This window comes from Fodinicurvata sp. EGI_FJ10296 (genome assembly GCF_040712075.1).
In the GTDB taxonomy this organism is placed as follows: domain Bacteria; phylum Pseudomonadota; class Alphaproteobacteria; order DSM-16000; family Inquilinaceae; genus JBFCVL01.
The window spans coordinates 335,569-348,823 of the sequence record NZ_JBFCVL010000001.1 but is presented as its reverse complement, the minus strand read 5'-3'; the positions used below and the strand labels follow the sequence as shown (position 1 = coordinate 348,823).

At 64.9% G+C, this 13,255-nt stretch carries 13 protein-coding genes and 1 tRNA gene; 9 read left to right on the top strand and 5 right to left on the bottom strand.

Features of this window, described 5'->3' with window-relative positions; all coding sequences use genetic code 11:
* Positions 1-118 precede the first annotated feature (118 nt).
* A tRNA-Gly gene (locus ABZ728_RS01610) sits at positions 119-193 on the bottom strand.
* Positions 194-428: 235 nt separating this feature from the next.
* On the opposite strand from ABZ728_RS01610, the gene ABZ728_RS01605 reads away from it, so the two are divergent.
* The 6 genes from ABZ728_RS01605 to ABZ728_RS01580 are packed head-to-tail and all read left to right on the top strand — an operon-like array spanning position 429 to position 3,852.
* Complete coding sequence (locus ABZ728_RS01605; protein ID WP_366654341.1) at positions 429-968, top strand: prolyl-tRNA synthetase associated domain-containing protein; 540 nt, start codon at positions 429-431, stop codon at positions 966-968.
* Positions 969-1,028: 60 nt separating this feature from the next.
* Entirely contained in the window at positions 1,029-1,946 is a 918-nt protein-coding gene (trxA, locus tag ABZ728_RS01600) for a thioredoxin (RefSeq protein WP_366653850.1), read from the top strand.
* The gene (locus tag ABZ728_RS01595; RefSeq protein WP_366653849.1) at positions 1,943-2,605 is read left to right on the top strand and encodes an LON peptidase substrate-binding domain-containing protein; all 663 of its coding nucleotides are present in this window, start codon (positions 1,943-1,945) and stop codon (positions 2,603-2,605) included. The genes trxA and ABZ728_RS01595 overlap by 4 nt, the downstream gene beginning before the upstream one ends.
* Positions 2,606-2,664: 59 nt before the next feature.
* A complete protein-coding gene (locus ABZ728_RS01590) occupies positions 2,665-2,901 on the top strand; it encodes a Trm112 family protein (protein WP_366653847.1) in 237 nt (78 codons plus the stop codon).
* Positions 2,902-2,903: 2 nt separating this feature from the next.
* Positions 2,904-3,305, top strand: coding sequence for a DUF971 domain-containing protein (locus ABZ728_RS01585; RefSeq protein WP_366653845.1), 402 nt, complete (start codon positions 2,904-2,906; stop codon positions 3,303-3,305).
* A 49-nt stretch (positions 3,306-3,354) separates the two neighbouring features.
* A complete protein-coding gene (locus tag ABZ728_RS01580; protein ID WP_366654340.1) occupies positions 3,355-3,852 on the top strand; it encodes a L,D-transpeptidase family protein in 498 nt (165 codons plus the stop codon).
* Positions 3,853-4,071: 219 nt separating this feature from the next.
* Here ABZ728_RS01580 and ABZ728_RS01575 read toward each other — a convergent pair whose 3' ends face one another.
* Entirely contained in the window at positions 4,072-4,779 is a 708-nt protein-coding gene (locus ABZ728_RS01575; protein ID WP_366653844.1) for a YggS family pyridoxal phosphate-dependent enzyme, read from the bottom strand.
* A 300-nt stretch (positions 4,780-5,079) separates the two neighbouring features.
* Here ABZ728_RS01575 and ABZ728_RS01570 point away from each other — a divergent pair, with 300 nt between their 5' ends.
* The 3 genes from ABZ728_RS01570 (at position 5,080) to ABZ728_RS01560 (ending at position 8,717) form a co-directional block, all read left to right on the top strand.
* Entirely contained in the window at positions 5,080-6,429 is a 1,350-nt protein-coding gene (locus ABZ728_RS01570) for a porin (protein ID WP_366653843.1), read from the top strand.
* A gap of 209 nt (positions 6,430-6,638) precedes the next feature.
* Positions 6,639-8,003: a porin gene (locus ABZ728_RS01565; protein WP_366653842.1), complete on the top strand. Its 1,365-nt coding sequence runs from the start codon at positions 6,639-6,641 to the stop codon at positions 8,001-8,003.
* A 201-nt stretch (positions 8,004-8,204) separates the two neighbouring features.
* On the top strand, positions 8,205-8,717 hold the full coding sequence (locus ABZ728_RS01560; protein ID WP_366653840.1) for a DUF3576 domain-containing protein: 513 nt from the start codon (positions 8,205-8,207) through the stop codon (positions 8,715-8,717).
* 529 nt (positions 8,718-9,246) lie between these two features.
* Here ABZ728_RS01560 and ABZ728_RS01555 read toward each other — a convergent pair.
* The 3 genes from ABZ728_RS01555 to ABZ728_RS01545 form a co-directional block, all read right to left on the bottom strand.
* The gene (locus ABZ728_RS01555; protein ID WP_366653839.1) at positions 9,247-10,989 is read right to left on the bottom strand and encodes a heparinase II/III family protein; all 1,743 of its coding nucleotides are present in this window, start codon (positions 10,987-10,989) and stop codon (positions 9,247-9,249) included.
* A gap of 13 nt (positions 10,990-11,002) precedes the next feature.
* On the bottom strand, positions 11,003-11,662 hold the full coding sequence (rpe, locus tag ABZ728_RS01550) for a ribulose-phosphate 3-epimerase (protein ID WP_366653838.1): 660 nt from the start codon (positions 11,660-11,662) through the stop codon (positions 11,003-11,005).
* Positions 11,663-11,732: 70 nt separating this feature from the next.
* Positions 11,733-13,226, bottom strand: coding sequence for a transcription antitermination factor NusB (locus tag ABZ728_RS01545; protein ID WP_366653837.1), 1,494 nt, complete (start codon positions 13,224-13,226; stop codon positions 11,733-11,735).
* Positions 13,227-13,255 lie beyond the last annotated feature (29 nt).

The window sequence follows — 13,255 nt, the reverse complement described above, 5'->3', positions numbered from 1 at the left end:
GGGGCGAGGGACGCAACCAGTAGTCGGCGCGTGAAAACCCGGCCGTGACCGACGCTATCGCGGCGGCGGCGCCAGTTGGCGGTCCGGCCTGTGGTCCGACCGATATTCGGGAAAGTATTGGAGCGGGCGAAGAGATTCGAACTCTCGACCCCAACCTTGGCAAGGTTGTGCTCTACCCCTGAGCTACGCCCGCGCTCCATGCGGTGATCCGGAAGCCGGATCGCCTGTCGGCCACCTTGTTGCGGCGCCCGACGTTGTGAGCGGGAATATAGCCAAGCGCATTGCGAATGCAACACCAAATTCGCCTCCGCGGGGAAATCTGCTTCAAAGCATGGGCAGCGGGCTTCCGGGCCCCTGCCGCGTGCGTTATAAGCCATGCCGGAGAACGCTTTTTCCGTTTCAAGCCGACGAGGCACGCCGTGGACGCCATGGACAAGGACCAGCCCGAAACAGTGGGGCCCGAGACCCCGGGACATGCAACGCCCCACGATCTCTTTCGCCGGTTCGAGGCGCTGGGGATCTCGGTGACGACCCGGGACCACGATCCGGTATTCACCGTTGATGAAAGCCGGCATCTGCGCGGGCTGATTCCCGGCGGGCATTGCAAGAACCTGTTCCTGCGCAACAAGCGCAAGGAAATGTGGCTGATCGTGTGCGACGAGGACCGGACCGTCGATCTGAAGTGGCTGGGCGAACGTCTGGGCGCCGGGCGGTTGTCGTTCGGATCGGCCGACCGGCTGATGGCAACTCTGGGTGTCGCGCCCGGATCGGTGACGCCGTTCGCATTGATCAACGACCGGTCGCTGTCGGTGAAACCGATTCTGGACGCCCGGATGATGGAAAATGCCGTGCTGAACTACCATCCTCTGGTCAACGGCCGAACGACATCGATTCGGCGCGAGGATTTGCTCAAATTCATTGAGGCATGCGGGCACACACCACACATAGTGGATCTGGATGCCGACTGATTCCACGCGCTCCCTGCGACGGGGGCGCTACCTTACAGGCACGAACGCGAAGGGTCGAAAATGGACGATCTGATCATAGGCGGCGGCAGCCCCGAAGAAGACCCGGTCAAGGACAGCGATACCGCCCAATTCCAGGCCGACGTCATCGACGCATCGATGCAGGTGCCGGTCATCGTCGATTTCTGGGCGCCGTGGTGCGGCCCGTGCAAGCAGCTTGGCCCGGCGCTGGAGAAAGTCGTTCGCGCCGCCAGGGGCAAGGTCAAGCTGGTCAAGATCAATGTCGACGAGAACCAGCAGCTCGCCTCCCAGCTGCGCATCCAGTCGCTGCCGACGGTCTTTGCCTTTTATCAGGGGCGGCCGCTCGACGGGTTCCAGGGCGCCCAGCCTGAAAGCCAGCTTCAGCAATTCGTGGAAAAGCTGCTGGCGTCTTCCGGGGGCGACCAGGGCGATCCGGTGGCCGAAGCCCTCGATCAGGCCGACCAGGCACTGGCGGCGGGCGATGCCCGCACCGCCGGCGGGCTCTATCAGCAGGTCATGCAGCACGATCCCGAGAACGAGCGCGCCGCGATCGGCGTGGTCCGGGCGCTGATCGAGCTGGGCGATCTGGCCTCCGCCCGCGAGTTGCTGGACTCGCTATCCGAAGAGCGGGCCAAAAGCGACGCCGTGGCGGCCGTGCGGTCGGCGCTGGAAATGGCCGAACAGGCGCGCAAGGCGGCAGAGAACCTGCCGGAACTCGAATCCGCCGTGGCCGCAAATCCCGCCGATCACGAATCGCGGCTGGAATTGTCCCGTGCGCTCTTCGGCGCCAATCGGAAGGAGGAGGCGATGGACCACCTGCTGACGATTATTCGCAAGGACCGGGACTGGAATGACGGCGCCGGCCGCCTAGAGTTACTGAAGCTCTTCGAGGCGCTCGGCCCGACTGATCCGTTGACGATCTCCGGCCGCCGCAAACTGTCATCGATATTGTTTTCATGACCAGAAACCCACGCCTACCCCGGTTTGCCGACCTTCCCGGAGAGATTCCGATCTTTCCGCTGGAAGGGGCGCTGCTGCTGCCGGGCGGGCAACTGCCTCTGAATGTTTTCGAACAGCGCTATATCGCGATGGTCGACGATGCGCTCGCGCAATCGCGGTTGATCGGCATGATCCAGCCCCGGCCGGAAGACAAGGACGACGCCGCCCTGACGGTGTTCGACGTCGGATGCGCCGGACGGATCACGTCGCTGGACGAGACCGACGACGGCCGCTACCTGCTCACCCTGACCGGCGTCTGCCGGTTCAGGGTGGCGGAAGAACTCGAAACCCGGCGCGGGTATCGCCGCGTGCGGGCAGACTGGTCGGCCTTCGCCGCCGATTTCGATGCCGCCGAAGCCATGTGCATCGACCGCGACCGCCTGGGCCGGGTGTTGCGGCCCTATTTCGACCAGCACGGCATTTCGGCCAACTGGCAGGCAATCGACGATACGGCTGACGAACGGCTGATTACCTCGCTGTCCATGATCTGCCCGTTGGAGGTGCCGGAAAAGCAGGCACTGCTGGAGGTCGGGACCATGTCGGAACGCGGCGCGATGCTGATCAGCCTGCTTGAAATGGCCGTCATGACCGGCGATGACGACGAGGCCGCCCGGCACTGACGGTTTGCTGCGGCAGGCTCACGGAAGGTCGGTCGGCAAGGCCTGGAGGAGACGAGACGATGAATGACGACAACGAGCATCCCCGCGCCCCGGATGCCCCCGCGGCGCCGGGCATAGACCCACGGCTGCTGGAAGTGCTCGTCTGCCCGGTGACCAAGACGCCGCTGGCCTACGATGCCGAGGCGCAGGAGCTGATCAGCGAGCAGGCCGGGCTTGCCTATCCGATTCGCGACGGCATTCCGATCATGCTCGTCGATGAAGCCCGGCGGCTCGACCCCGATACCGAGAGCGTTTGATCATGACCGATGCTGCACGCAATGCCGTTTCCGGGCCGTCCAGCGAGACGGCGCCATGGCCAAAGGAAATTCGTGTCCGCAGGGCCGATCGATGCCTGGACGTCGATTTCGACGACGGCACGATGGTGTCGCTGCCGGCGGAACTGCTGCGGGTCGAGAGCCCGTCCGCCGAAGTTCAGGGGCACAATGCGGCGCAGAAGGTGCTGGTTGCCGGCAAGCGGAACGTCGCGATCGCCGAGGTCGACACCGTCGGTCATTATGCGATTCGCATCCGATTCGATGACGGCCATGCCACCGGCCTGTTCACCTGGCGCTATCTCTACGATCTCGGCCATCGGCAGTCGGAAATCATGGACCGCTATTCCGCCGCGCTGAGCGCCGCCGGGATGAGCCGTGACGCCTGACGCTGCCGATCTGGTCGTCACGCCGACGGGTGACAGCCGGTCCGGCTGGTTGGCCGTGATCGATCGCCTGGGCCGGCGACTGTCGCCGGATTTTGACTGCGCGCTGGGCCGTGGCGGCGTTCGCCTGATCAAGCGCGAGGGCGACGGCGTGACGCCGATCGGCCGATTCGATCTGCGCCGGTGCTTTTACCGGCCGGATCGTTTGGACGCGCCGGAAACGGCCCTGCCTGTCGCGGCGATCGGCGAGACTGACGGGTGGGGCGACGACCCGGCCGATCCGGACGGCTATAACCGCCTCGTCACCCTGCCGAGGCCGGGCGGGCACGAGCGGATGTGGCGGGACGATGGGCTCTACGATCTGGTCGTGGTGCCGGGCCATAACGATGCCCCGCCGATACCCGGCGGCGGCAGCGCCATCTTCATACACATTGCGCGACCGGATTATGCCCCGACCGAAGGCTGCGTTGCCCTTGCGCCCGACGATCTGCGCCGCGTGCTCGCCTTCTGCGCCCCCGGCGGTGCGCTGGTCGTCAAGCCACCTGGCTAAATACGCGCGCTTCCGCCCCTGTCTCATCCCCGGCAACTGTGTTTATTAACACAGCATCCGCCCCCTGCCTCATCCCCGGAGGTGCGAAAGCACCATCCGGGGTCCACACGCACCGGTAGAGCGATGACAGTGTGGTCCCCGGATCAGCGCCGCGTCACGTCCGTGCCGCAGCGCGTCCGGGGAAGGGGAATTCTCCCGCGCCAAATCCCCGACTCGCCGCTAAACCTTGTCGCCGTAATCACGCTCGCCGAAGACGCCGGTGCCGACCCGTACATGGGTGGCGCCCTGGTGGATCGCGGTCTCGAAATCGCCGCTCATGCCCATGCTGCGCACCGGCAGCCCATGGCGATCGGCCAGTTCGGCCAGAAAAGCGAAATGCGGCGCGGGTTGCTGTTCGACGGGCGGAATGCACATCAGCCCCGCCAGCGGCAGGCCGCATTCTTCACGGCACACCCTTACCAGATCGTCCAGATCCTTCGGAAGAACGCCCGCCTTCTGCGGTTCTTCTCCGGTATTGACCTGAATCAGGCAATCGACGTCCCGCCCCTCTTCGGCGATAACGCGCGCCAGAGCGCGGGCAAGCTTGGGCCGGTCGACCGATTCGATCCGGTCGAACAGGGCGACGGCATCGCGCACCTTGTTCGTCTGCAGCGGCCCGATCAGGTGGAGCCGTAGATCCGGGTAGGCGCCGCGCCGTCCCGTCCAGCGTTCCATCGCCTCCTGCACCCGGTTTTCCCCAAAAACCCTGTGGCCCGCCGCCAACGCCGCGTCGATCCGCGCGTCGGGCTGGACCTTGGAAACCGCGACCAGCGTCACGGCCTCGGCCGGGCGCCCGGACTCCGCTGCCGCTGCGGCGATGCGGGCGTTCAGCGCCGCAAGATTGGCCGAGATTTCGGCCTCGATCGGTGATGTCGATGCAGCGGTCATGCGCGGGTCCGGCGGCTGGGTTCAGTCGGTACCGGACCATAACGCCGGGACCGCGCCGATTTCCAGGCTTTCCGCAAGCCCCGGCCGGTCACCGGCGATTATTAGATAGAGAACTACCTGTTGTTGTATAAAACGCACACAAGATGCGATACGTGTCCAAAAAACAACTTTTCGGCTTCTGTCGCGGTGCCCCATCAGCTATCCAGTCCCTGCACCTTTTGCGGGCAAAACCATCTGGTCGAAAAGCACCATACGGGTCGATAGCAACCGGGGATATACCCCAAGCCAACGAGGAATATGATGAAGAAGCTTTTTCTGGCGACATCCGCCATGGCCGCCGCAGGCCTGATGGCCAACCAAGCCGCAGCACAGATTGAAGTATCCCTGGGCGGCCAGCTCGACTTCGAGGCCGGCATGGTAATCCAGGACAATTTCAGCGGTTCGATCGACCGAGACGACAGTGCACCGGGCTTAGACATCGACGAAACAGAAGCTCTCGATCGCGACGAAATCACAGACGCGTTCGAAGAGATTGGTCTTATCGAACACGACGGCCGCTTCGCCAATTTCACCCGTCCGATTGACCCGAACGATACTGATATTGACGCGCCGGACAGAATCTTAGGTTTTGAGCCTGCTCAGCTCAACTCCGAGCGGAATGGCGATTTCCGCAACCGTATGGACAATCTGACGATCAGCGTGTCGAACACGGCCGACAACGGCCTGACCTATGGTGGCTCCTATAACGTCCTGAAGGGTGAGGGCAACGACTCGGCACAGCTTTTCGTCTCGGGTGCCTTCGGTACCGTGCGTATGGGCGACTGGGACGCCGCCGCCAACGAGCTGGGCATCGGCAGCCCCTCCGCCGGCACCGGCGGCTTCGACGGCAACTTCGGCGACTATGTGCCGACCGCGGGCATCATCCAGACCGGCACGGCCGGGGCTGCTGGTACCAACGTCACGTATCTGACCACCGGCACGGCGCTGGACGATACCGGCCTGACACTGGGTATCTCCTATACGCCGCAAACCGATTCAAGCGACTGGACCATCGAGCGGGACAATGCTGACGGGTTCCAGGACGCCGCTTCCGTGGCAGCGAAATACGAGGGTGAATTCAGCGGCGTCTCGCTGTCCGCCAGCGCCGGCTATGAATTCGGCACCTCCAACGAGACCGAAGATCTGGGCGCCTTCTTTGGCACCCGCAATCATGAAGACCTCAGCGCCTATCAATTGGGCGCCAATGTCGGTTTTGGCGGCTTCACCTTTGGCGGTCAGTGGGTCGACGACGGCGATTCCGGTCTTCTCAGCGGCGGCCGCCACAGCACGGTCTCGGTCGGTGTAACCTATGCCATGGGTGCTTTGACCGTCGGCGCCAACTACGCCAATGGCGCGCAGGAAGTTTCGTACTCTGAATCGGACGACGGCTTGACGGCGAGCGTCAACGAAGAGATCGAAGAACAGCGCTTCGGCCTCGGCGCCAGCTACTCCGTGGCGCCCGGTCTGGATATTCTCGCCGACCTGACCTACTACGACAACACCTGGAACGCCAGCGAGACACAGTCCGACGGCATCCGCCGCGAAGCTCGCGACGTCACGATGTCGACCGATGGCTGGGTTGGTCTGGTGAACACCCGTCTGTCGTTCTGATCAACCGGGCTGATCAAACGGGCCGATAAATCGGGAACTGACCTGAACGGGTATCGCCGCCATCGGCGGCGGTACCCGCAGGATCCTGAGCCGACGCCCTGCGTGGGCTCGGGATTTCCCGTTTTAATAGAAATAAATGAATAAATTCGGTCGGAAACGACCCCAACGCCGGTGCCACTCTGGTCCGACCAACGCGTGAGGGAATCAAGGTGACAAAATCTTTGCTTGCGGCATCCGCCCTGCTCACCGTCGCCCTGTCGGCGAACCAGGCAGCGGCACAGATGGAAGTCTCCGTCGGCGGCCAACTCGACTTCGAAGCCGGCGCGGCCATGAGCGACGACATCGGCGCCACCGGCAGTGCCGGGATTGAAGGCGCGTATCTTCTGGATACATTCGGCCTTGACGCCCCCGGATCGGTTCAGGACAAGCAAGAGTCCCTGGACGAAATCACAGGTGCCGGCCTATCTGCAGCGCTGGATGAAGACGACGGATTCGCCGGTGCCGACTACAATCCGGGCGCGGAATCAGTTGCCGCCACCGACGCCGAGCGCAGCGGCGACTTCCGTAATCGCGCGGACAACGTAACGATCAGTGTGTCGAACACGGTGGACAACGGCCTGACCTATGGCGGCTCCTACAATATTCTGAAGGGCGAGACCAACGCGTCTGCGCAGCTTTTCCTGTCGGGTGCCTTCGGTACCGTGCGCATGGGCGACTGGGACGCCGCCGCCAACGAACTGGGCATCGGCAGCCCCTCGGCCGGCACTGGCGGGTTCGACGGCAACTGGGGCGATTATGTCTTCAACGCCGGCATCATCGACACCGGCACGGCCGGGGCTGACGGTACCAACATTACGTATCTGACCTCCGGCACGGCGCTGGACGATTCTGGCGTGACGCTGGGTCTGTCCTATACGCCGCAGACCGGTTCCAACGATTGGACGATTGCCCGCAACAACGAAGACGGCTTCCAGGACGCCGTGTCGGCGGCCGTGCAGTATCAGGGCGAGTTCAGTGGCGTTTCGCTTTCCGGCAGCGCCGGTTACGAGTTCGGCACTTCGAATGAACGCGATACCTTCCGCATCTGGCAGCCGGGTACCAACCTCAACGACGTCGACGCGGACGGCAATCCGGTCAACGATCTCGAATTTTCCAGCCAGAACCTCAGCGCCTTTCAACTGGGTGCCAATCTGGGCGTCGGCGGGTTTACGGTTGGCGCGCAGTATGTCGACAATCGGGATTCCGGCAAGCCGAGCGGGTCGACCGACCGCACCTGGAGCGTCGGTGCCACATACACCGTTGGACCCTGGGGCTTTGGTATCAACTATGCCGATGCTGAAGAAAAAGTCAGCGTCAGCCGCGACGCCGACAACGGCGCGTCGTTCACGGTCAGTGAACGTGTCGTCGGTCTGGGTGGGTCCTATAGCGTCGCGCCGGGTCTCGACATTCTCAGCGACCTGACCCATTTCCGCAGCGACTGGACGTCCACGCGGCGGGCGGCGGGCAACGAGGACTCGCTGTCCCTGGACAATGCCGGCTGGGTCGGCCTGGTGTCGACGCGTCTCAGTTTCTGATCCACTGCCTGCCCAAGACCGGCATCCGGAGGACTGTATCGAAGGAACGCCCCTTGCCAGCCGGCAAGGGGCGTTCTTGTTGATCGGCTGGGCATTGAAGTGGCGCCCCGGCCCACCCCGGCGGAAAAACCGTGGCGTGGCGGCGTCTTGTTCCGTATTGTCCCGGCGATGCATCAAAGAGATGGTGAGGGATTGCCCGCGATGACCCGAAAACTGCTCGCTGCCCTGGCCGTGATCGGCCTTTTGCCCGTTCTGACGGCGTGCGGCATGGACATGTCGCCCCGCGGCGACACCCGGACACCGGAAGAGATCGAGCGTGACGAGGGGGGGCTTCTGTTCGGGGATGCCCTGACCTTCAGCACGGATCCGGGCCGGTCGCGCAATGCCGGTCCCGCCTCCATCGGCGTCAACAGCGATCTCTGGCAGGCGACGCTGGATACCGTCTCGTTCATGCCGATCGATCAGGCCGATCCGTTCGGCGGCGTCGTGATCACTGATTGGTATTCCGGGCCCGAAACCCCGAATGAGCGGATTCGCGTGAACGTTGCCATCCTCGACAGCAGCTTGCGGTCGGACGCGATCACGGTCGGCACGCTGCGTCAGGTGCGCGCCAACGGCGGTTGGGCTGACGCCCCCGTCGACCCGCAGACCGCGCGCCAGCTTGAAAACGCCATTCTGGAACGCGCGCTGCAACTCCGCCAGTCTCGCGGCTGATACCGGGAGTCGGCCGCTTTTGTCGTCTCCCTGATACTCTCGGGCCTCAATTTTCTAATCGTCCCGGCCTCACCCTCCTGATCGTCCCCGCCATGAGCGGGGACCTCGCGCGGTGGCTCTCGGGATCGGAAAACGGGAACCGGGCTCATCCGTCTCGGGGCTCCCGATCGATGTCGGGAGCGGTCAGGGGGCTGGTCGCGAATTTGCGCCTGATCTCCGACGCCTCACCCTCCTGATCGTCCCCGCCTTGAGCGGGGACCTCGCGCGGTGGCTCTCGGGATCGGAAAACGGGAATCGGGCTCATCCGTCTCGGGGCTCCCGATCGACGTCGGGAGCGATCAGGAGGCTGGTCGCGAATTTGTGCCTGATCTCCGACGCCTCACCCTCCTGATCGTCCCCGCCTTGAGCGGGGACCTCGCGCGGCGGCTCTCGGGATCGGAAAACGGGAACCGGGCTCATCCGTCTCGGGGCTCCCGATCGACGTCGGGAGCGATCAGGGCTGTGCCGGATTCTTCGATGCCCGCCCCGATCACCGCTGCGGATCGCGCCGGAAACCCCATTTCAGCGTGGCGCCGCTGGCATTGGTGATCCCCGAAACGACGATCTGGCGGCTCTTCATGGCCTCCCGTCCGCCGCAATAGACGCTTTCCTCGACTTCCAGGGCCGTGTCGTCAGCGCTTGCCCGGACCTGAAAGACCAGCGTCAATCCCGATGCCGTGCGCAGATGCGCCGATGCGCCGTCCTCGCCCGGTGAGACCGCCACTGAGGGATGCAAGTGGAAACGGGCAGTAAAGAACTGCCCGGCATGCCCGTCCAGGCGATCTTCGCCGCGCAGGTCGTCGCCGTCGGCGCTGAGATACAGGCGGCGCAGATGCGTCAGCCCGAATCGGTCGAGATAGCCGTCATGGGTGGCTTCGATCAGCACGGCGCCTTCGGCGTCTTCCCGGTCGGCGGTGACCGTGAACGGGTCGTCCCGGACCCCGCCGCCAGCGATCAGGCGGACACTGTTGCCGTCCTCCACGCCCATGGTGGAATGCGCGGCGGTTCCCCGGAGCACGGCGTTCCATGCCCGCGCCTCTTCGCTGGCCCGGCCGGGATAGCCGCCGCAATTGACGACGACGCGGTCACGGCCGATCGACATTTCGAACGACAGCGCCCCGGCATGGGCGCCATAGTCGAAGGGCGGATCAAAGGGGGCGCCGGTATCCATGATGACCAGCGTGCGGCCGGCCGCGATGCGCTCGAATCCCGCCTCGGGCAGGCTGCGGACGGTGCGGGCGGTCGGTGCGGCCTGGGATATGACGGCGTCGACCGCGGCAGGCGTGCCTTCGCGTCCGCCGTTGAACAGCGCCAGACAACCGTCGCCGTGCCGGAACATCCGGGCCGATGGTGTCAGGCTGTCGATCGCCGCCAGCAGCGAATCCGGAACGACCCAGTCCCCCGATCGCAGAATGGCGCGAAGATCGACCAGGTGACGGAGGAGATCGACATGGAGTTCCGGGTTGCGGCGGCCATGACCGCCGTCCGAAAGAACCTGATCGCCGATTTCGCGTTCCAGTTCATCAAGTGCGGCGATTACGATCGGATCGCCGAGTTCCAGGCAGACGCCGGCAACGATCAGCCCCTTCAATGCCAGGATTTCGCGCCCGCCCGGCATCGGTTCCGACAAGCGCGATGCCAGACTGCGGCTCAGATGATTGGCCTGCCGGTGGAGACTGACGAAGAAGCGGGCCTGAAACTCATCGTCGGCGCTGCGGCCGAAAAAGTCATAGAATCCGATACAATTGGCGAGACGGATGCCCAGTATGTCGGGCCGCCACGCGGTATCGTGCCACGCGTCGAAACACTCGATCCATGACGACACCAGCACGCGGGCGAATCGACGGGCATCGACGCCCGAAACGGTGCGAAGGTCGCGCAGCCAGTCGAAACCGTGCAGCTCGGTAAGGAAATCGGCACCCGCGCCCACCGGCAGCCAGACCGCGCCCGCCGCCGATTCGGGATCGGTGCCATCGAATTTCACCGTCTGGCCGCCGAACCGAAACTGGCCATCCAGCAAGGCGTGGCCATCGCGCGCATCGCCGGGCCACGGGTCCGACCAGCCAACGGCGAACTGGCGCGCGCCGCCGCGGCCAAGCGTCATCGTATAGAACGGGTTGCCATAGGTTAACGATGCCAAACCCCGCCGGATAAAGCGTGACGCCGACCGCTTGACCGGGCCCTGGTCGTCGCTGCCGCCCGGGTTGTCGCCTGGATCGTCCCGTTCGGTCACGAGGCCGCCTCCTTTAGCCGCGCAATGCCGCGATGTTGCGGGCGTAATGCTCCGGCCCGCCCTGGAAGGTGGCCGTGCCGGCTACCAGCATATCCGCACCGGCGGCGACCGCCCGCGGCGCCGTTTCGAAATTGATGCCCCCATCCACCTCCAGGTCGATCGGGCGTTCAGAGGCGTCAATCAGCTTGCGGATGCGCGCGATCTTGTCGATCTGGCTTTCGATAAAGGACTGTCCGCCGAACCCCGGATTGACGCCCATGACCAGGATCAGGTCGATATCGTCGATGATGTGATCCAGCACGCTGATCGGGGTTGCCGGGTTCAGACTGACGCCGGCCCGGCACCCCGCCACGCGGATCGTCTGCAGCGTCCGGTGCAGGTGCGGCCCGGCCTCGGGATGAACGGTGATGATGTCGGCGCCGGCGTCGGCGAAGGCGCCAATGAAGGCATCGACGGGCGCGATCATCAGGTGAACATCGAAAGGCAGGGTGGAATGCGGCCGCAGGGCTTTGGTGATGGCCGGGCCCATGGAGATATTCGGCACGAAATGGCCGTCCATGACGTCGATATGCACCAAATCCGCGCCAGCGTCAGTCAGCGCCTGAACCTCGTCGCCGAGGCGGGCGAAATCGGCGGCAAGTATGGACGGCGCGATCCGGGTCGGTTTCTGCATCGGGTTCTGGTTTCCTCGTGTCGGTCGGGTGGTAGGGAACAATAGCGCAGGCAGTCCCTGATCCTGGCCCCTATCTACGCCGCAGACGCGCGATATGGAACCCGTCCATGCCGCCGTTGGCAACTCCGGTGTCGATTCTGTTGCGCCCGCCGTCGGCCCCGGCTTCACCTGCGGCCAATGGCGAAAAATATGGCAGTGTCCGAACGTCCCCTTTGGCGGTGACGGCGTCGTGGAGACCGCCGATTTCCTCGGCGCCGATCGGCACGCGTTCCACCGGGGCGCCACTCCTGATCAGGGTATCGACCTGACGCTCACCCTCCTCGGGCTGAAGCGAACAGGTACACCAGACGATCAGACCGCCCGGCTTGACCAGATCGACGGCGCGGCCAAGCAGCGCCCTCTGGGCCGCCGCCAGTTTCGAGACATCCTGCGGTCCCTTGGTATGGGGGATGTCGGGATGGCGGCGTATCGTCCCGGTCGCACTGCACGGCGCGTCGAGAAGCACGGCGTCGTACAGTTCAGATGGCTGCAGCAGCATCGCATCCGAGGCAACCAGTTCGGCACCAAGGCCCAACCGGTCGAGGTTCTGCCGGACCCGGTTGAGGCGTTTCGCCGAGCGGTCGACTGCCGTGACGACGGCGCCGGCGGCGGCAAGCTGCGCGGTCTTGCCGCCCGGAGCGGCACACATATCCAGTACCCGCAGGCCGTCCACCGGTCCCAGCAGGCGTGCCGGCAGCGCGGCTGCAACGTCTTGTATCCACCAGGTACCGTCGGCAAATCCTGGCAGGTCGGTCACCATGCCGCCGGCCGCGCGCCGGATCGTCCCGGTCGGGAGCCGCGTGCCGGAGAGCAGTCCCGCCCAGCGATCAGGATCGCTTTTCACCGAGATGTCGAGCGGCGCCTCGTGTAGATGACTGCTGGCGATCGCCCGCGCCCGGTTGCCGCCATGGGCTTTGACCCAGCTTTCCCACAGCCACTGCGGCGTGTTCATGCGTGCGGCGTCCTGCGCAGCGACCAGCTCGGGCCCCTCTTCTGCCATGCGGCGGAGGACGGCGTTGACCAGCCCCTTGAAGCTGCGGACATCCACCTGTACGGCCAGATCGACGGCGGTAGAGACCGCGGCATGGCCCGGGGTGTCGAGGAACAGCAACTGGCAGAGCCCCAGCCGCAGCACGTCGCGAACGGCGGCGGCCTGCCGGGGAAGGGGGCGCTCGACCGAATAGGCGATCAGCGCGTCGATCTGGCCGAGACGGCGCAGCGTCGTGCCGACCAGCAGGCGAACGAACGCCCGATCGCGTGTCGACAGGCCACCCGGTTCGTCGTCGGGTCCTGGCTCCGGTTCCGATGGGGAAACCGGCGCCGCTTTCGTCGCCGCGGGCAGGTCGGCGAGGGCATCGTCGAGCAGGCGGCGCTCGATCAGCACCTTGTGCAGGATGTCGAATGCCGCGCGGCGGCTCGCCAACCCCTGTGAGGGGCTGTGAGGCACGAGGACATCAGTGGTGGTGCCCGACGGCGCGGCGTCGGGAGAACCATCGGTCCGGGTTTCGGGGGGTTCGTCTTCCATCTCTCCCCCTTTAACCCATTCGCGTCGGC

What these genes read in the sequence shown, in the direction of transcription:
- ABZ728_RS01605 (WP_366654341.1), top strand. Translation starts at nt 429, where the DNA reads ATGGACAAGGACCAGCCCGAAACAGTGGGGCCCGAGACCCCGGGACAT.
- trxA (WP_366653850.1), top strand. Translation starts at nt 1,029, where the DNA reads ATGGACGATCTGATCATAGGCGGCGGCAGCCCCGAAGAAGACCCGGTC.
- ABZ728_RS01595 (WP_366653849.1), top strand. Translation starts at nt 1,943, where the DNA reads ATGACCAGAAACCCACGCCTACCCCGGTTTGCCGACCTTCCCGGAGAG.
- ABZ728_RS01590 (WP_366653847.1), top strand. Translation starts at nt 2,665, where the DNA reads ATGAATGACGACAACGAGCATCCCCGCGCCCCGGATGCCCCCGCGGCG.
- ABZ728_RS01585 (WP_366653845.1), top strand. Translation starts at nt 2,904, where the DNA reads ATGACCGATGCTGCACGCAATGCCGTTTCCGGGCCGTCCAGCGAGACG.
- ABZ728_RS01575 (WP_366653844.1), bottom strand. Translation starts at nt 4,779, where the DNA reads ATGACCGCTGCATCGACATCACCGATCGAGGCCGAAATCTCGGCCAAT.
- ABZ728_RS01570 (WP_366653843.1), top strand. Translation starts at nt 5,080, where the DNA reads ATGAAGAAGCTTTTTCTGGCGACATCCGCCATGGCCGCCGCAGGCCTG.
- ABZ728_RS01560 (WP_366653840.1), top strand. Translation starts at nt 8,205, where the DNA reads ATGACCCGAAAACTGCTCGCTGCCCTGGCCGTGATCGGCCTTTTGCCC.
- rpe (WP_366653838.1), bottom strand. Translation starts at nt 11,662, where the DNA reads ATGCAGAAACCGACCCGGATCGCGCCGTCCATACTTGCCGCCGATTTC.
- ABZ728_RS01545 (WP_366653837.1), bottom strand. Translation starts at nt 13,226, where the DNA reads ATGGAAGACGAACCCCCCGAAACCCGGACCGATGGTTCTCCCGACGCC.